Genomic DNA, 16,457 nt, shown 5'->3' with positions numbered 1-16,457 from the left:
ATACGGGTTGCGCCTATCGCAACCTGTCGGCAAAAACCTTCAACAGTTGGTGCTTGAGTATCTTGCCGGTAGCTGAGGCAGGCAATTCGCGCGCCACAACGATCTGGCTGGGCCGCTTGTAACCGGCAAGCCGATCCGCAACGAAATCCAGCAACTCGGCCTCGGTCAGGCCGGGTTCTTCGGCGATCTGCACAAAGGCCACCACTTTCTCGTCGCCATCCACGATCCGCCCAATGACCGCCGACTGAACCACAAGGGCATGATCATTCAGCGCTGCCTCGACCTCGGGCGGATAGACGTTGAAACCGCCATGAATGATCAACTCCTTACACCGACCCACGATGTGCAAGTGCCCTCGTTCGTCGAACTGGCCCAGATCGCCGGTCCTCAGCCACACGCCGTCAAACGCTGCCAGCGTCGCATCCGGATTGCGATAATAGCCTTTCATTACATTCGGGCCGCGCACCAGCACCTCGCCCACACCATCCCCACCGCCCTCGACCGTCTGATCGACGCGTACCTCCACCTCCGGTATCGGCGGGCCGACCGAGATATCCGGGTCCCCCAATGCATTGCGGGACATGCTGACGGCAGCCGTGCTTTCCGTCATGCCGTACCCGTTCTGAAGCGCGATCCCATAGAATGCCTCGGCCTCACGTTTCCATGCCGGATCAAGCGGCGCCGCACCGGACGAGGCATAGCGCAAGGTGTTGTTTGGCAGCCTGTCGTACCCCTGTTCCTTGGTGTACTGCATCAGCAGGGCATGCATCTGCGGAACCGCCGAAAACAAGGTGATCCCGGAATTCAGCGCCTCATACGTTCTTGCCACCGAAAACCGTGCCTCAAGGCGCACAAGCGCACCGGCACAGATGGCGGCCGTCACGACCGAAGCCAAACCGAACACATGTGTGATGGGCAAAACACCGTATATCACGTCATCCCCGGTCAGACCTCTCAGCTCCGCCGAGGACCTCCCGGCAAAACACAGGTTTTCGTGGGTCAGCATGACCCCCTTGGGCGCGCCGGTCGTTCCGGTAGTGAATAGCATGACGGCCACATCAGCCAGAACAGGGTCGGGAAGGCCGGGGTTTGGGCGTGCCATATGTAACGCTCCGAACGCGCCATTGATCTGAATGGCATCCAGCCGCCGGGCATGCTCCGCCGCCTCTGCCGAAGATGCCGAGGTGAACAGAATGGCCGCAGGCTCTGTGTGTTCGATAATGCGTCCGACCTCACTGGCCGTCTGGCGTGCATTGACCGGCATCGCACAGGCCCCGATCCGCGAACAGGCAAACAGGGCCGCCACCGCAGAGCAACAGTTTTCAGCCAGAATCAAGACCCGATCATTGCGGCGAACACCAGCATCCGACAGCGCCCGGCCCAGATCCGTCGCCGCGCGGTCCAGATCGGCATAGCTCCACCGGGTTCCCCCATCATCCTCGAATGCAGGGGCATCCGGTCGATCCTTGATCCGGGCCGCCAGAAAGTCATGCCAACTGCTCATCTCCGCGAACCCTCCTCCGACTCTGAATCCGCAGCGCTACCGCTGTTTCGCCACGGTCTTTCGCTTGAATACTCCCGCAGCCGTTGCAACCAGATCACCATTTTCATGCCTTAGCTCACCGGAAATATGTGCCAGCTTACGCCCGCCGCCGACAGGCCGCCCAATGGCCGTCACCCGACCCTCATTCACCGCCGACGCATAACTGATGTTCAGCGATACGGTCAGCACCATCGGATGGGCATCCCGGTCAAACCAGGCCGAGGCCGCATTTCCGCAGGCCACATCCAGCAACATGGCGATGATCCCACCATGCAACAAATCCTGGCCGTTCAGGTGATCCGGGCGAATTTTCAGATCGCACCGTGCGCAGCCCTCGGGATCGGACATGTCAATCTCGAATCCTACGGCATTCTGGCACCCGGACCGTCTGGGTCCGGGTCGATCCTTATCAGGCTGCGCTGAGGGCAATGAACCGCTCCAGATGATAATCCGCATCGCCGAACCGGTGATCTGCCATGACGATGCGCTTGGCGATATGGGCCAGCTCATACTCCTGCGTCATCGCGATCCCGCCGTGCATCTGAATGGTTTCTTCCGCGACCAGACGCCCGGCCCGCGCAATCAGATTGCGCGCCGCTGCAATCTGCAGATCACGATCTTCGGCCTCCAGATGACCCGCCGCGTTGATGACGGCAGATCGCGCCTGTTCCAACTCGATCAACAGGTCGGCAAAGCGATGCTGCAGCGCCTGGAACGTCCCGATCGGACGGCCGAACTGTTGCCGGGTCAGCAGGTACTGACGGGTCAGTTCCACCGCACTTTCCATCGCACCCAAGGCCTCGGCTGCCAACGCGACATTGGCAGCGGCAATGGCCGTCATCAAGGGCGCATAGCCCTGCCCGGCCTCGCCAAGACGAGCCGTCGAGGGAACCCGGACCTCGTCCAGCGTAACCTCAGCCGCGCGGCCACCGGCCAGCATCGGATAACCGCGCAGGTTCATGCCCCGTGCATCTGCCGGAACCAGAAACAGGGAAATGCCGTCCAGATCAAAGAACCCGCCATTTTCCCGTGCCGAGACGATCAGGTAACCGGCGGCTTCGGCATTGACCACAACCGCCTTGCGCCCACTCAGAACCACGTCATCCCCGTCGACCCTTGCCGAGGTCTCCACCCGGCTCAGATCATAGCGGCTGGCAGGTTCGCCATGGGCCAGTGCCAGATGCAGGCTACCCGCGATCACATCGCCCAGCAGGCCCTTCTGTGTCTCACTGCCCAGCGACGCGATCAGATGCCCGCCCAGAATGGCCGTATCCAGAAATGGCTCCACAACACCCGCGCGACCCAGCTCTTCAAAAACCGTGGATATGTCAAATCCGGTACCGCCGAACCCGCCGTCCGATTCCGGAAACAGCGCGCCGATCACACCCAGATCGGCCAGTTCGCTCCAGATTGCGGAATTCAGGCCCGCGTCGCTGTCCAGCGTCTCATTTCGCACAGCTGTCGTGTATTTGTCTGCCAGATACCGCCGCAACGTATCCTGCAGCATTTGCCGTTCTTCGGTCAGATTGAAATCCATCCGTTCAGCCCCCCATCTTGACCTTGGCGATGATCCCGCGCTGGATCTCGTTCGACCCACCAAAGATCGACAGTTTCCTGTTGTTAAAATACTGCGCCGCCACCGGGCCCGCGTAATCCGGCCCGATCGGATCGTTGTCCCCCTCAACCGCTTCCGAGGCAAAAGGCATCGCATAAGGCCCGACCGCGCGCCGCGTCAGGTCATTTATCTCCTGCCGGATGATCGTCCCCTTGACCTTGAGCATCGAACTTTCCACCCCCGGTGCCTGCCCCGCAGCCGCCTTTGAGATGATCCGCATATTCGTCGTCGCCATTGCCATCAGATCAATCTCGATCTTCGCCAGCCGCGCCGCGAAATGAGGGTTCTCGATCAGGGGCCGTCCGTTGGCGCACTCGATCCCCGCAATACGCCGGACGGCATCCAACCCGGCCTGACTGAATCCCACGCCCGCAATGTTGGTCCTCTCATGGGTCAGCAGATACTTGGCATAGGTCCAGCCCCTGTTCTCCTCCCCGACAAGGTTTTCGACCGGCACCCGCACGTCGTCGAAAAACACCTCGTTCACCTCGGGCGTGCCATCCAGCAGCACGATGGGCCGCACCTCGATCCCCGGCGTGTCCATATCGATCAGCAGGAACGAGATACCCTCCTGCTGCTTGGCATCCGGATCGGTGCGCACAAGGCAGAAAATCCAGTTGGCATACTGCCCCAGCGTGGTCCAGGTCTTTTGCCCGTTGACCACATAGTGATCCCCGTCCCGCACAGCGCGCGTCTTCAACGAGGCCAGATCGGACCCGGCACCGGGCTCGGAATAGCCCTGACACCACCAATGCTCACCATTCAGGATTCGCGGCAGGAAATAGTCCTGCTGCGCCTTCGATCCGAACTTCTGCAACACCGGCCCCAGCATCGACAGGCCAAACGGCACAATGCGCGGGGCATGGGCTTTGGCACATTCCTCTTCGAAAATATGGCGCTGAACCGCATTCCACTCTGCCCCGCCAAACTCGCTGGGCCAGTTGAAATTCAGCCACCCCTTTTCGTTCAGCGTGGCGTGCCACCACTCGTGTCCTTCCTTGCCCAGGCTTTGCCCCGCCTGCACTTTGTCGGAAACGTCCGCGGGCAGTTTCTCGGCCAGAAAGCCGCGCACCTCCTCCCGAAACGCCTGTTCTTCAGCGGTATAGTTTAAATCCATCCCTGCTCTCCTCCCCAAAGCCGCAAGTGGTACAGTGCCAGCCCGGCGTACCACGCCGGGCCGCGCCGGACCCGCCCTCGATGGGTGGGTCCGGCGCCCCTGATCAATAAATCTCGAACAATCCTGCAGCGCCCATGCCGCCGCCAATGCACATCGTCACGACACCCAGCTTCGCGCCACGCCGTTTGCCCTCGCGCATCAGGTGGCCAACCATTCGGGTGCCCGTCATGCCAAACGGATGCCCGATCGCGATCGAGCCGCCATTGACGTTGCAGATCTCGTCATCAATGCCCAACTTGTTCCGACAATACAGCGCCTGTGACGCAAACGCTTCGTTCAGCTCCCACAGGTCAATATCCTCAACCTTCAGCCCATGCCGCTCCAGCAGACGCGGCACCGCAAAGACCGGGCCAATCCCCATCTCGTCAGGCTCGCAGCCCGCGACACAGAACCCCTTGAAGGCGCCCATTGCCTCAAGCCCGCGTTTTTCAGCTTCGGTGCTGTCCATCAGGACCACAGCCGCCGCCCCGTCCGACAACTGGCTGGCATTGCCCGCAGTGATATAGTTGCCTTCACCGCGCACCGGATCCAGCCCGGCCAGACCGTCCAAGGTCGTGTTGGGGCGATTGCACTCATCTCGGTCAACCGTCACCTCGCGGGTCGAGACCTCGCCGGTTTCCTTGTCCTTCACGCCCATCGTGGCCTGCATCGGCACGATCTCGTCATCGAACTTGCCAGCAGCCTGCGCCGCCGCAATCCGCTGCTGCGACCTCAGGCCATATTCATCCTGTTCCTCGCGACTTATGCCATAGCGGTCGGCCACGATATCGGCGGTTTCGATCATCGTCATGTAAATCGCAGGCTTATGCTCTTCGATCCATTTGTCCTGCGCCCGCCGGGCCTGCGGCTGCACCATCGAGATGCTCTCGACCCCGCCCGCAACCATCGGACCCGACCCGCCTTCGGTAATTGCCTGCGAGGCCAATGCAACCGTCTGCAGCCCGGACGAACAGAACCGGTTCACGGTCATGCCCGAGGCCGTCACCGGCAACCCAGCCCGGATGGCAATCTGCCGCCCAATATTGCTGCCCGTTTCACCTTCGGGATAGCCGCAGCCGATAATGCAATCCTCAACCTCGGCACCGTCCAGCCCGGCGCGACTGACGGCCGCCTGAACGGCATGGCCACCCATTTCCGCGCCATGGGTCATGTTGAACGACCCGCGAAAGGACTTGGCCAAACCCGTGCGTGCAGCGGATACGATCACAGCCTGTTTCATCACAAAGTCTCCTTGTTCAGATCATCAAAGCTTCGCCCGTCCGCCACCAGTTTCTCAAGCAGCGGTGCGGGTTGCCAGAAATGGCTGTCTTCCTCGGCCCATTTCCGGATATCGGCCAGCAAACCGGGCAACCCCTGAATGTCCGCCCATTTCAGCGGCCCACCCCAATAACGTGGGAAACCATAGCCATACAAAAGCGTCACATCCACATCGAGCGGACGCCGGGCAATGCCCTCACCGACCACCTTGGCCGCCTCATTGACCATCGCCGCCATGTATCGGCGCACGATCTCTTCATCGGTGAAGTCACGCGGCGTGATCCCCTGCGCTGCGCGATCCGCCTCGATCAGAGGCATCACGTCCGGGTTCGGCACACCGCCGCGCTTTCCGGCCTCATAGACGTAATAGCCCTTGCCGGTTTTCTGCCCGAAGTGACCATCCTCACACAGTTTGTCCGCGTAAGTGCTGTCGCGCGCGCCCGGGTCCAGCCCCTCGGCCCGTTTACGTTTGCGCACCGCCCAACCGATATCCAATCCGGCCAGATCCGCCACGGCAAACGGACCCATAGCAAAGCCAAAACCGGTCAACGCCTTGTCGATCTGATAGGGGCTGGCCCCATCAAGGATCATGTGGTCGGCACAGGTGCGATAGGTGCTCAGAATGCGGTTGCCGATGAAACCGTCGCAAACCCCGGCGCGCACCGACACCTTTTTCAGCCGCTTGCCAAGGGCAAAGCCGGTCGCAACCACATCCGGCGCGGTCTTGTCGGCAACAACGACCTCAAGCAGCTTCATCACGTGAGCGGGTGAAAAGAAATGCAGCCCGATCACATCCTCGGGCCGCTTGGTGATGGCCGCAATGTCGTTGATATCCAGATAGGATGTGTTCGACGCCAGCACCGCCCCCGGTTTGCAGACCGCATCCAGCCGGGTAAAGACCTGTTTCTTGACCTCCATATCCTCGAACACCGCCTCGATCACCAGATCGACGGCACTCAGCGCTTCATATTCCGTGGCGAGTGTCAGGGTGTTTTCAAGGATTTCGTCATGCTGCTCCTGACTGATCTTCCCGCGCTTCAGCGCACCGCTCAGGTTCGCAGCAATCCGCCCTTTGGCTGCCTGCGCCGCCTCGGCTGACATCTCCAGCAAAACCACCTGCAGGCCCGACAACAGGGCCGCCGTCGCGATTCCCGCACCCATCGTACCGCCGCCGATAACACCGATCTGGCGCAGCGCCCGCGGCTCCACCCCATCCAGTTCCGGCAGCTTGCCAACGGCGCGCTCGGCAAAAAATGCGTGGATCAGGCCCTTGCGCTGATCCGAGGCCATCAGTTCCGAAAACAGCTCGCGTTCCCGGTTCATCCCCGCATCAAAGCTCTCGGCCTCACAGGCGGCCTGAACCGCGCGCACGGCAACCGCCGGGGACAGTTGGCCGCGCCCTTTTTTTAGGACCTGCTCATAAACCGCATCGAAATCGACCGGTGCAGGGGCAGGCATGTCACACACAGCACGGCGCGGTGCACCGCTGCCCAGCAACTCGCGAACATAGGCCAGACCTACCTCGCGCGGATCGCCATCCTGCACTTTGTCGACCACCCCAAGCTGCGCGGCCTCAGCGGCCTGCACATGACGGCCCGACGTGATCATGCCCAGCGCCGCCTCGACCCCGGCCACCCGAGGCAGCCTCTGCGTGCCGCCAGCACCGGGCAGAATGCCAAGGTTCACCTCGGGCAGGCCCACCTTCGCCGAAGGAAGCGCGATCCGATAGTGGCTTGCCAGCGCCACCTCAAGTCCACCGCCCAGCGCGGTGCCATGTATCGCGGACACGACCAGCAGGGGCGATGCCTCGATCCGGGTGCATAGCGCAGGCAAAAACGGGTCCTGCGGCGGTTTGCCAAACTCGCGGATGTCTGCACCAGCAAAATAGGTCCGGCCCTTGCCATAGATCAGAACCGCTTTTGCGCCTTCACCTTCGGCACGCTCTATCCCGGCCTGCAGCCCGCGCCGGACATCGACACCCAGCGCATTGACCGGCGGATTGTTGGCGGCAAGCACCGCAATGTCACCAATCAGTTCATATTCAATAGCCTCGGACATCCACGCCTCCTCAAACGGTCGGGCGCTTTGTCGGGCCGCCCTGAATTACATCCCATGTTCAGATCGCAATATCGCATCTGACATACAGAATTCCGCCTTGCGGAATTCCGTTTCACAGCAAACTACCCAGACCGCGCCCAATATCAACCCCATTTGCCAATGGTGACGGACGGTCAGTCCCGCGCACTGGCCTGGCATCTTGAAAAGACGGTATCCCGGAAGTAACCCGTTTGGCGACCTCTCCCAACAAACAGCCTGCCGGGAACAAGAATGCACCTCGCCATCCTGATGACCAACACCGACGAAAGCGCCTTTGCGCAGGCCCACCCCAAGGATGGTGAAGCCTTCACAACACTCATCCAACTGGTCCGGTCCGACTGGAAGACCACTGTATTTTCCGTGAAGGACGGCATCTTTCCCACAGACCTGTCGGATTTTGACGGCGCGTTGATCACTGGCAGCCCAGCCTCGGTACGCAGCGGCGAGGGTTGGGTTCTCAGGCTTCTGGATCTGATCCGGGACATGCACCGGCTCAGACAGCCGGTATTTGGTGCCTGCTTCGGCCATCAGGCCATTGCAGCGGCACTGGGGGGCACGATCGACTGGAATCCAGGCGGCTGGGTGCACGGACTGACCGTCAACCCTGTTTTGTCACGACCGGGTTGGGCTGATGACCTGCCCGACCAGATTCGCCTGTATGGCTGTCACTCGGAACAGGTCACCCAACTGCCGGAGGGCGCGGTGAATCTGACACGCTCGACCGAGGCCGCAACGACCGGTTTCGCCATTGGCCGCCACATCTATACCACCCAGCACCACCCCGAGATGACCAAAGAGTTCGTCATCGCCCTGACCGAAGAAATTTCTGCCACTCTCGGGCCGGATGTTTGCCAGCGCGCACTGGCCTCTTTGGCCGAACCCGCCGATCAAAGGGTCTATGCCGAAAGCATCGCGCGCTTCTTTGAACAGGCGAAACAAGGCTGACCGCGGCAACAACAAACGCACATGTTACCTCAACCCGCGTAAATTTCGCGAAGATCATGCTAGCTTCTTTCCCAAGCGATGTATCTGAAACGGGGCGTCGCACCAATATGCCAGGGGAGAGAACGAATATGTGCGACGTTTGCGTAATGAATTCTGTCAAAGACCGGATGCTGTCTCGTCGGTCCTTTTTCAGGGCCGGTGGCATGATGGCGGCGGGGGCCGCTCTGGGTGCGGTGACAGCACCACCGGCGATGGCGCAAGGACATGGTGAGGTCGTGGACATGACACATGTCTACGACGCTGACTTCCCGACCTATTTCGGCGCACCGGGGATCGAGACCACGCAAGGTTTCAATCTCAAGGAGCACGGTTTCAACCTGCTCAATCTGGCCGTCAACGAACACACCGGAACCCATATTGACGCCCCGCTGCATTTCTCGGCGGACGGCCAGTCGGTTGACGAGATTCCGGTCTCGAATTTGGTCTGTCCGCTATGTGTCGTGGATATTGCCGCACGCGCCGCCGAAGATGCCGATGCGCAGGTCACGCCGGACGACCTGAAGGCGTGGATCGACGCCAATGGTCCGATCCCCGATGGCGCCTGCGTGGCGATGTATTCAGGCTGGTCCGGAAAAACCGGCGGCGCCGACTATCGCAATGCCGATGCAGAAGGAAAAATGCACTTCCCCGGTTTCCACGTCGAAGCCGCCCAGATGCTGATGGACGATACCGGGGCCGTGGCGATCGCGGTTGATACACTGTCACTGGATCACGGGCCTTCGGCGGATTTCGCGACACATTATGCGTGGCTGCCAACAAATCGCTATGGCATCGAAAACCTCGCCAATCTCGACAAGGTGCCCGCCAGTGGCGCGACACTGGTTGTCGGCGCTCCGACACATCGCGGCGGGACGGGTGGCCCTGCGCGCATCTTTGCCATGGTTTGAAACCGTACCGCTATCGCGAGGGCTATGGGTTGAGTGACTAAACCAACGCCTTCGCGAAAACCAACATTTCTGCCGCAGATTTGCGCCTGCTGCACGGCTGCTATTCCCAATCACGACTGGCTGGCGTGGCCTTGGGCGCGTAAACGGAACTCGCAAGCACATACGCTGCCCGAGGTTCAGGACATGGCTCAATCGACAACACACCGTTCCCCCGTCATCACCCTGTTCGCACTTGTTGCGGACATCTTCGTGGGCATTTTTGATGCGCTTACCCGCATTGGCGAAGCGAACTCGAAGGTGCGCCAGATCAAGGCGCTGTCCGACATGAGCGACGACGAGCTGGCCGCCCGTGGCATGCGGCGCGAGGATATCATCCGGCTGGTGATGGCCGACGTCATCTGAACCGGCGCCCCGCCGCCAGAGCGGCGGGACCAACCGTCAATTACATCCCTGCGATGGCTTTTGCCCCTTCGGCATAGGCGGCTTCGCACAATTCAAAATCAGCATCGGTCAGGGCAAGGGAGGGATAGGTCTTGCCCGCCGCCTTGAACATGCCGTTTTCCATGAGAACCGCATTGAACTTCGTCGCCTTGGCCGTGTCCGAGCCAAAGACGTCGCGATAGTCGCGGATATCTCCGGTCGTGAACACGATCTCGAACAGGGTCGGGTCGCCAACGATCCGGTGGGCGATGCCCTGCCCGTCAAGCGCCGCCTTCGCCATATCCATCAGACGCTGACCATTGGCCCGCAGCCGGTCGTATTGCCCGTCGCGCCGCAGCACCTCCATGGTCTTGAGGCCCGCAACGGCGGCAACCGGATTGCCTGACAGCGTACCCAGTTGCATCAGCCACTTTTCCGCACCGACCGCTGCCTTGTCGAAATGCGCCATGATATCGGCACGCCCCGCGATGGCCGCCAGCGGAAAGCCCCCGCCGATGATCTTTCCCAAGGTCGCAATATCCGGCGTGACGCCGTAAAGCTCCTGCGCCCCGCCATAGGCAAAGCGAAATCCCGTCACCACCTCGTCAAAGATCAGCACGATGCCGTATTTGTCGGCCTCTTCGCGCAGCAATTGCAGGAAGCCGGGTTCAGGCGGAATGATCCGCTGCAACGGCTCGACGATGATACCCGCAACGTCCTTGCCGTGTTCCGCCAGCAGCGACCGGATGTAATCGGGATCGTTGAACGGCGCGATCAGCATTTCCGACCGGACGCTTTCCGGAATTCCGGCACTGTCCGGCACCGCCTGCGGGAAATTCACCATCTTCGCGGGCGCAAGGCTCATCTGTGCCTCGGCGCTCATGCCGTGATAGCCGCCTTCGAATTTCACGATCTTGTCCCGACCGGTGAAGGCGCGTGCCAGCCGGATCGCATACATGTCCGCCTCGCCGCCGGACGAGACATAGCGCACCTGTTCCGAACAGGGAACGGCAGAGCAGATTTCCTCGGCCAGTTCGATGGCACGGGCGTTGTTGGCAAAGAACGTCATGCCCTTTGGCATCTGTTCGGCCACCACCTCCAGCACCTCGGGATGGCCATGGCCCAGCAGCATCGGGCCGGACCCGATCAGCAGATCGACATATTCCTTGCCGTTTTCGTCCCAGACGCGGCTGCCGTTGCCATCGCGAACGAAGATCGACGGGTCGAAATTGCCAAACCCGCCACCCGGAAGAACCGCTCTGGCCCGTTCCGCCCAATCGGTCTGTGTAAGGATTTTGTCCATGGGTTTTGTCCTGTTGCCGTGTGGATTTTCAATTTTGACCAAAAAGTCAAAAATCAGTCAAGGATCATGTGCGGCGCCGGAAGCGCCTGCCGGTCGGGCGCCACGCCAAGCCCTGCGCCCGTTGGCGGTGCAATCCTGCCTGCGTCCCGCACCGGCCCGTCCGGCGCCAGCCGGGGCGAGACATAGCCCGACAGGTCACAGACATTCATCAGATGCGCCGGATCGGTCGCAGCCCCCAAATGCAGCAGCGCGGCGGTCGTGATGTCCGACCCCCAAGTATCTTCAATACACATCTTCGCCCCCAGATGCAGGCAAAGATCACGCGCGCGCCTTGACGGCGACAGCCCGCCGAATTTCGACAGCTTGATCGCCACCGCGTCCATGCATCCCTGCCGGTGCCCTGCCAGCAGGCTTGCAGTGTCATGGGCGTTTTCGTCCAGCTTCATCGGCAATCCGGTTGCGGCGCGAACCCGCGCGCAATCCTCGATCGTGGCGCACGGCTGTTCCAGCATAACATCCAGATCAGCCACCGCGCGCCCGACACGTGTCGCATCCAGCGACGAGGCCCCGCAATTCCAGTCACCGTAGACCAGCGGCCCGTCACCCACCGCCTCGCGCACCTGCCGGAGCCGGGCAACATCGGCCTGCCAGTCACCATCGGCACCCAGCTTGACCTGAAATTGGGTCATGCCATTCGCCAGTGCGTCACGCGCGATCCGCGCCATTTCATCCGGCGCGACGCAGGTGATGGAGTGATAGAGCGGCATAGTTTCGGCACGCCGCCCTCCAAGCAACGTGTGAAGAGGCAATCCTGCCGCCTGACCGGTCAGATCCCACAAGGCGATATCGATGGCGGATTTGGCATAAACATGCCCCTGCAGATGCCGGTCCAGCCGCGCCATCAGCGCCTCGGGACCAACCGGATCGGCCCCCAGCAGCACCGATGACATCTCTTCTATCGCCGGGGCGACGCCGCCTGCGTAGGCGGGCAAATAATGGGGGATCGGACAGACCTCTCCCCAACCGGTCAGCCCTTCATCGGTGTCCAGGGCAACGATCACGGTATCGACCGTATCGCAGGTCTTGCCGTCGGCCATGTAATAGGGCTGGTGACTGCTGAGCGGCACGTGCCACAGGGAAACTCGGTTGATCTTCATGGATGTCTCTCAGGGATGGGGGGCAGGAGGGATGAGGGCGCTGCCCCCTTCTTGGCCTGGGGCCAATTCACCCCCCAGAGTACTTCTGGCCAGATAAAGGGGCGGATCATCGCGCGGCCTCATAGGTTGCGACAGGTGGGCCAAGGGCGTCTTCGTCCGGGTGGACGCCAAGACCGGGTGTTTCGGGCAGGATCAGGTGACCATCCTGATTTCTTGGTCCGCGGCCGCCTGCGATATCGATGCTCAGCATGTCCTGACAGGCCCAGACGCCAAGGCGGTTGTGATCAGGGATGGTTGCAGCCAGATGCAGCGCCTCGGCATCGGCCAGAACCGAGCCGCCAGTGGCCATAACGAACATGTCGATACCATGCGCCAGCGCGATATCCCGCATCCGCGCGGCCTTGGTCAACCCGCCGACGCGGTTCAGCTTGATCCCGAACACCTCGGCCAGACCGTCTCGGGCGACGCCGGCAGCATCCTGAAGCGTCACCAGGCATTCGTCCACACTGACCGGGGCGGCATGCAGGGCGCGGATGGCGGCGATATCGTCCAGCGTTTCGCCGGGCTGCTCGAACATCACACCCAGATCCTCGGTCGCCTTCATCACCCGCAACGCCTGTTGCCGGGTCCAAGCGCGGTTGACGTCATAGAGGATGCGCTCGCCACGGGGGCGGTGCGCCTCGACATCGCGTATACGCTCGATATCGCGCTCCACATCGCCGCCCACCTTGACCGAATGCACCCAGTAGCCGCGGTCGCGGTAACGCTCCATGACCGCGCGGGTCTCATCGACGGTCTTGGCCCCGACGGACGAGGCGATAGGGGCAGGCGTGCGCGATCCGCCGCCCATCAGATCGGCGATGGGCAGGCCCGCCGCCTGCCCGGCGATGTCCCAGCACGCCATGTCGATCGGCGATTTGGCATAAAGGTGCCCGGGCAGGGCCAGATCCATCGCGCGCTCGACCTCGAGCACCTTGCGCGGGTCCAGCCCCAGCACGAAAGATGCCATCGTCGCGATTCCGGCGCGGATGCCCGGACCATGTGCCGGGACGTAGGTATGGCCCCATGGCGTGCCTTCACCCCAGCCAGTCAGCCCCGCATCGGTTTCGACCTTGACGAAAGTCGCATCCAGCACTTCGAATTTCAGCCGCCCGCCGGACAGCCAATAGGGGTGCTCCAGCGGCAGGTCGGCATGGTAGACCGAAATTCGGGTGATTTTCATGAGGTGAACTCCGCAATTGGGGGGCCGAGGCTGTCGAAATCGGGTGTCACGCCCAGCCCCGGCGTGTCCGGGGTAAACAATTTGCCATCCTCTGCAGTCGCCCCGCCAATACCGGTCGAGCCGGTGTTATAGTTCATCAAATCGGTGGTGTTGTGCAGGTACTCGGTCGGCGTCGTGGCGGCGAAATGGGATAGCGCGGCCGTGGTGATCTCGCCACCCCAAGTATCCTCGGCGACCACGGGAATGCGGTTTTCGACCAGATAGTCCCGCACCCGTCTGGCCTTACTGAGACCGCCGAGGTTCGAGATTTTCAGGCAGACCAATTCGGCCGCATGGTCGGCCACGATCCGCTGCGCCATGTGCATGCCGGTGACACACTCATCCAGCTTCATCGGCAGGTCAGTCCGGGCGCGCACCTGCATGCATTCCTCGTAGGTGCGGCAGGGTTGTTCAAGGATGTAGTCCAGATCCCGCGTGGCGCGCGCCACGCGCAGCGCATTGTCGGCGCGCCAACCCTGATTGGCATCTGCCATTGCCTTTTCGCCGGGTTTGAGAAGCGGCACTGTCGACCGGATACGCTCGATATCCGCTGCCCAGTCGCCACCGACCTTGATCTGGAACTGGCGGTACCCCTGTTCACGATACGCGTCCATTTCGGCCACTGTCTCTTTGGTGCCCTTTTGCGGCGCGACCCGGTACATCGGCGCCCCATCGGTCAGTTTGCCGCCCCACACCGTATAAAGCGGCGCGTTCAAGGATTGCGCCAGAATATCCCAGCAGGCCGCGTCGAAGGGCGACTTGGCATAGCCATGCCCCTGCACCAGATGGTCCATGATCTGTTCGATACGCGCCACGTTGCGCGGGTCCTCGCCCAACAGATGCGGCGCCACCAGCCGGGCCAGCGCAGACACACCTTCGGAATGGGCCACCATGTAGTTTTCGCCACAGGGCGTGAACTCACCACATCCCTGCAAACCGGCGTCGGTGTCGATCACCACGACCGAGGCGATGGCCGTTTCGATGGCATTGCCCGCCCCCCAGACATAGGCCCCGCCCACATAGGGAAGGCCAGTCTGAAAGATGCGGATACGGGTGATTTTCATGCGGCGTCCATTTTCGGCAGATCGGCCATCCCCTCGCCCCGCCACAGAACAAAGGTCAGGATCGGCTGGTCCGAAGTGATCATGGCGTGGCTCTGCCAACTGGCATGGACCCGTGTCTGGTCTGGCCCCACCAACGCCTCGTCACCCTCGATGCGGAACATTGCACCGCCTGCCAGGGTCAAGTACAGTTCCTCTGCCTGATGGCTGTGCCAATCATAGTTCAAACCCGCACCCCAATAACCTATGTAACCGCGCAGCTGGGTCGAATGGAAATGCCCGGTAGGACCAAAAAGCTCATAATACCCGTAGCGTTGCAGGAAATCTGCCCCGACTTCTTCCTCGGTATAGGTCCGTTTCCAATGCGCCAGATGCGTCGTCGCCCTGACGGCATCGATCAGCGCCTGCGTCCGCCCTGTTCCGGGGCGATCAAAATCCCTCACCAGGTCCGCCGCCGGAACCGCGCAGGGTTGCAGGTCTGTCGCGGACAGATCGGTGGGCCAGGGCCCGAATTCGGAAAGAGCCGTGTGTGACTGATGCAGGCGCTGCGCGGCTGCAAGAACGTCGTCCAGTGTCATGGGATCACCACAATGTTGCCGGTATGGGTCTTGTCGATGAACGCCTGCTGCGCTTCGCGCAGCTCGCTCAGAGGATAGGTCGCGGCCAGAACCGGCTGCAGTTTACCCTGTTCGATATAGCGCACGACATTTTCGAACACCTCGGGCGGCAGAACGGTCGAGCCGGTAAAGGTCAGATCGCGCAGGTAGAACGTGCGCAGATCGAACTCGACAATGGGTCCGGCAATCGCGCCCGAACAGGTATACCGCCCGCCGCGTTCCAGAATATCGATCAACTGGGGCCAGTAATCTCCGCCGACAACATCCGCGACTACTGTGATCCTTTCATCCCCCAGCGCCGCGCGCAGGTCACCCGGCGCGCGTGGCAGAATGCGATCCGGGCCAAGTCGGGCCACCTCGCCCTGCTTGGCCTCGGACGCCATGGCGATAACCCGCGCGCCGCGCAATCTGGCCAGTTGAACCAAGGCACCGCCCACGCCGCCGGACGCTCCCGGAACCAGAACGGTATCCCTTGGCCCGACACCCGCCCGTGCAAGCATCCCTTCGGCGGTTGTGTACGAGCAGGAAAAGGTGGCCAGTTCGGCGTCCGACAATGGCGTTTCCACCGCCGCTACCCCGCGTGCATCCGCCACCGCGTATTGCGCGAAACCACCATCGCATTCCGAGCCGTAATAACCCGTCCTGTCCATGTTCTCCGGCTCGGACCAGTCGCGCAGCCAGCCATTCACCATGACACGCCGCCCGATCAGCCCCGCATCCACGCCGTCACCAACCGCCTCGACCGTGCCCACAGCATCGGCCCCCTGAATGCGCGGAAAGGTCAGGGGTCGGCCGCCCCATGTCGGGTCCTCTTCGGCAACCTCTTCATAGGCGCCGCCGGTGGTCGCCTCGCTGACTGCTTTGGAATACCAGCCCGACCGGGTGTTCACGTCCGTATTGTTCAGCCCACAGGCGCCCACCCGGATCAATACTTCCATCGGTCCCGGCTGCGGGGTTGGCCAATCCTCATGCCATTCGTATTTGTCCAGACCACCGTGTCCGGTCAGGACCATGGCCTTCATCGTTGCGGGAATGGTCATTGTTGCGCTCCTGCTGC

The 16,457-nt window shown here is 61.8% G+C and carries 15 protein-coding genes; 3 read left to right on the top strand and 12 right to left on the bottom strand.

All coding sequences use genetic code 11. From position 1 onward, the window contains the following. Positions 1–13 precede the first annotated feature (13 nt). The 6 genes from ACR0NW_RS17680 to ACR0NW_RS17655 all read right to left on the bottom strand — a co-directional run bounded on the left by ACR0NW_RS17680 (position 14) and on the right by ACR0NW_RS17655 (position 7,650). On the bottom strand, positions 14–1,504 hold the full coding sequence (locus ACR0NW_RS17680) for a class I adenylate-forming enzyme family protein (RefSeq protein ID WP_480451781.1): 1,491 nt from the start codon (positions 1,502–1,504) through the stop codon (positions 14–16). Positions 1,505–1,540: 36 nt separating this feature from the next. Then, positions 1,541–1,891 (bottom strand): PaaI family thioesterase, encoded by a 351-nt coding sequence (locus ACR0NW_RS17675; RefSeq protein ID WP_480451780.1) that lies wholly within the window; start codon positions 1,889–1,891, stop codon positions 1,541–1,543. Positions 1,892–1,952: 61 nt separating this feature from the next. Beyond that, on the bottom strand, positions 1,953–3,080 hold the full coding sequence (locus tag ACR0NW_RS17670) for an acyl-CoA dehydrogenase family protein (protein ID WP_480451778.1): 1,128 nt from the start codon (positions 3,078–3,080) through the stop codon (positions 1,953–1,955). A 4-nt stretch (positions 3,081–3,084) separates the two neighbouring features. Further along, positions 3,085–4,275, bottom strand: coding sequence for an acyl-CoA dehydrogenase family protein (locus ACR0NW_RS17665; protein WP_480451776.1), 1,191 nt, complete (start codon positions 4,273–4,275; stop codon positions 3,085–3,087). 103 nt (positions 4,276–4,378) lie between these two features. After that, on the bottom strand, positions 4,379–5,554 hold the full coding sequence (locus ACR0NW_RS17660; RefSeq protein WP_480451774.1) for an acetyl-CoA C-acyltransferase: 1,176 nt from the start codon (positions 5,552–5,554) through the stop codon (positions 4,379–4,381). Continuing rightward, positions 5,554–7,650 (bottom strand): 3-hydroxyacyl-CoA dehydrogenase NAD-binding domain-containing protein, encoded by a 2,097-nt coding sequence (locus ACR0NW_RS17655; protein ID WP_480451773.1) that lies wholly within the window; start codon positions 7,648–7,650, stop codon positions 5,554–5,556. The genes ACR0NW_RS17660 and ACR0NW_RS17655 overlap by 1 nt, the downstream gene beginning before the upstream one ends. A 270-nt stretch (positions 7,651–7,920) precedes the next feature. On the opposite strand from ACR0NW_RS17655, the gene ACR0NW_RS17650 reads away from it, so the two are divergent. The 3 genes from ACR0NW_RS17650 to ACR0NW_RS17640 all read left to right on the top strand — a co-directional run bounded on the left by ACR0NW_RS17650 (position 7,921) and on the right by ACR0NW_RS17640 (position 9,983). Further along, complete coding sequence (locus ACR0NW_RS17650) at positions 7,921–8,634, top strand: type 1 glutamine amidotransferase (protein ID WP_480451771.1); 714 nt, start codon at positions 7,921–7,923, stop codon at positions 8,632–8,634. Between the two features lie 128 nt (positions 8,635–8,762). Continuing rightward, a complete protein-coding gene (locus ACR0NW_RS17645; protein ID WP_480451769.1) occupies positions 8,763–9,581 on the top strand; it encodes a cyclase family protein in 819 nt (272 codons plus the stop codon). Between the two features lie 183 nt (positions 9,582–9,764). Beyond that, positions 9,765–9,983, top strand: coding sequence for a DUF1127 domain-containing protein (locus ACR0NW_RS17640; protein ID WP_170654311.1), 219 nt, complete (start codon positions 9,765–9,767; stop codon positions 9,981–9,983). A 40-nt stretch (positions 9,984–10,023) separates the two neighbouring features. On the opposite strand, the gene ACR0NW_RS17635 is transcribed toward ACR0NW_RS17640, so the two are convergent. From ACR0NW_RS17635 to ACR0NW_RS17610, 6 genes are all read right to left on the bottom strand, one after another. Then, positions 10,024–11,304 (bottom strand): aspartate aminotransferase family protein, encoded by a 1,281-nt coding sequence (locus tag ACR0NW_RS17635; protein WP_480451767.1) that lies wholly within the window; start codon positions 11,302–11,304, stop codon positions 10,024–10,026. A gap of 53 nt (positions 11,305–11,357) precedes the next feature. Next, a complete protein-coding gene (locus ACR0NW_RS17630) occupies positions 11,358–12,461 on the bottom strand; it encodes a mandelate racemase/muconate lactonizing enzyme family protein (protein ID WP_480451765.1) in 1,104 nt (367 codons plus the stop codon). Between the two features lie 106 nt (positions 12,462–12,567). Further along, on the bottom strand, positions 12,568–13,683 hold the full coding sequence (locus ACR0NW_RS17625; RefSeq protein ID WP_480451764.1) for a mandelate racemase/muconate lactonizing enzyme family protein: 1,116 nt from the start codon (positions 13,681–13,683) through the stop codon (positions 12,568–12,570). Continuing rightward, entirely contained in the window at positions 13,680–14,786 is a 1,107-nt protein-coding gene (locus ACR0NW_RS17620) for a mandelate racemase/muconate lactonizing enzyme family protein (RefSeq protein WP_480451763.1), read from the bottom strand. Before ACR0NW_RS17620 ends, ACR0NW_RS17625 begins: the two co-directional genes overlap by 4 nt. Next, complete coding sequence (locus tag ACR0NW_RS17615) at positions 14,783–15,361, bottom strand: dimethylsulfonioproprionate lyase family protein (protein ID WP_480451761.1); 579 nt, start codon at positions 15,359–15,361, stop codon at positions 14,783–14,785. The genes ACR0NW_RS17620 and ACR0NW_RS17615 overlap by 4 nt, the downstream gene beginning before the upstream one ends. Then, entirely contained in the window at positions 15,358–16,440 is a 1,083-nt protein-coding gene (locus ACR0NW_RS17610; protein WP_480451760.1) for an alcohol dehydrogenase family protein, read from the bottom strand. The genes ACR0NW_RS17615 and ACR0NW_RS17610 overlap by 4 nt, the downstream gene beginning before the upstream one ends. Positions 16,441–16,457: the final 17 nt, after the last annotated feature.

It is taken from the genome of Ruegeria sp. CF5 (assembly GCF_056537325.1).
The sequence above is the reverse complement of the archived record's forward strand: the minus strand, read 5'-3'. Positions and strand labels throughout refer to the sequence as shown.

Excerpts from the sequence above, each read along its gene's own strand:
- ACR0NW_RS17680 (WP_480451781.1), bottom strand. The coding sequence starts at position 1,504 with ATGAGCAGTTGGCATGACTTTCTGGCGGCCCGGATCAAGGATCGACCG.
- ACR0NW_RS17675 (WP_480451780.1), bottom strand. The coding sequence starts at position 1,891 with ATGTCCGATCCCGAGGGCTGCGCACGGTGCGATCTGAAAATTCGCCCG.
- ACR0NW_RS17670 (WP_480451778.1), bottom strand. The coding sequence starts at position 3,080 with ATGGATTTCAATCTGACCGAAGAACGGCAAATGCTGCAGGATACGTTG.
- ACR0NW_RS17665 (WP_480451776.1), bottom strand. The coding sequence starts at position 4,275 with ATGGATTTAAACTATACCGCTGAAGAACAGGCGTTTCGGGAGGAGGTG.
- ACR0NW_RS17660 (WP_480451774.1), bottom strand. The coding sequence starts at position 5,554 with ATGAAACAGGCTGTGATCGTATCCGCTGCACGCACGGGTTTGGCCAAG.
- ACR0NW_RS17655 (WP_480451773.1), bottom strand. The coding sequence starts at position 7,650 with ATGTCCGAGGCTATTGAATATGAACTGATTGGTGACATTGCGGTGCTT.
- ACR0NW_RS17650 (WP_480451771.1), top strand. The coding sequence starts at position 7,921 with ATGCACCTCGCCATCCTGATGACCAACACCGACGAAAGCGCCTTTGCG.
- ACR0NW_RS17645 (WP_480451769.1), top strand. The coding sequence starts at position 8,763 with ATGTGCGACGTTTGCGTAATGAATTCTGTCAAAGACCGGATGCTGTCT.
- ACR0NW_RS17640 (WP_170654311.1), top strand. The coding sequence starts at position 9,765 with ATGGCTCAATCGACAACACACCGTTCCCCCGTCATCACCCTGTTCGCA.
- ACR0NW_RS17635 (WP_480451767.1), bottom strand. The coding sequence starts at position 11,304 with ATGGACAAAATCCTTACACAGACCGATTGGGCGGAACGGGCCAGAGCG.
- ACR0NW_RS17630 (WP_480451765.1), bottom strand. The coding sequence starts at position 12,461 with ATGAAGATCAACCGAGTTTCCCTGTGGCACGTGCCGCTCAGCAGTCAC.
- ACR0NW_RS17625 (WP_480451764.1), bottom strand. The coding sequence starts at position 13,683 with ATGAAAATCACCCGAATTTCGGTCTACCATGCCGACCTGCCGCTGGAG.
- ACR0NW_RS17620 (WP_480451763.1), bottom strand. The coding sequence starts at position 14,786 with ATGAAAATCACCCGTATCCGCATCTTTCAGACTGGCCTTCCCTATGTG.
- ACR0NW_RS17615 (WP_480451761.1), bottom strand. The coding sequence starts at position 15,361 with ATGACACTGGACGACGTTCTTGCAGCCGCGCAGCGCCTGCATCAGTCA.
- ACR0NW_RS17610 (WP_480451760.1), bottom strand. The coding sequence starts at position 16,440 with ATGACCATTCCCGCAACGATGAAGGCCATGGTCCTGACCGGACACGGT.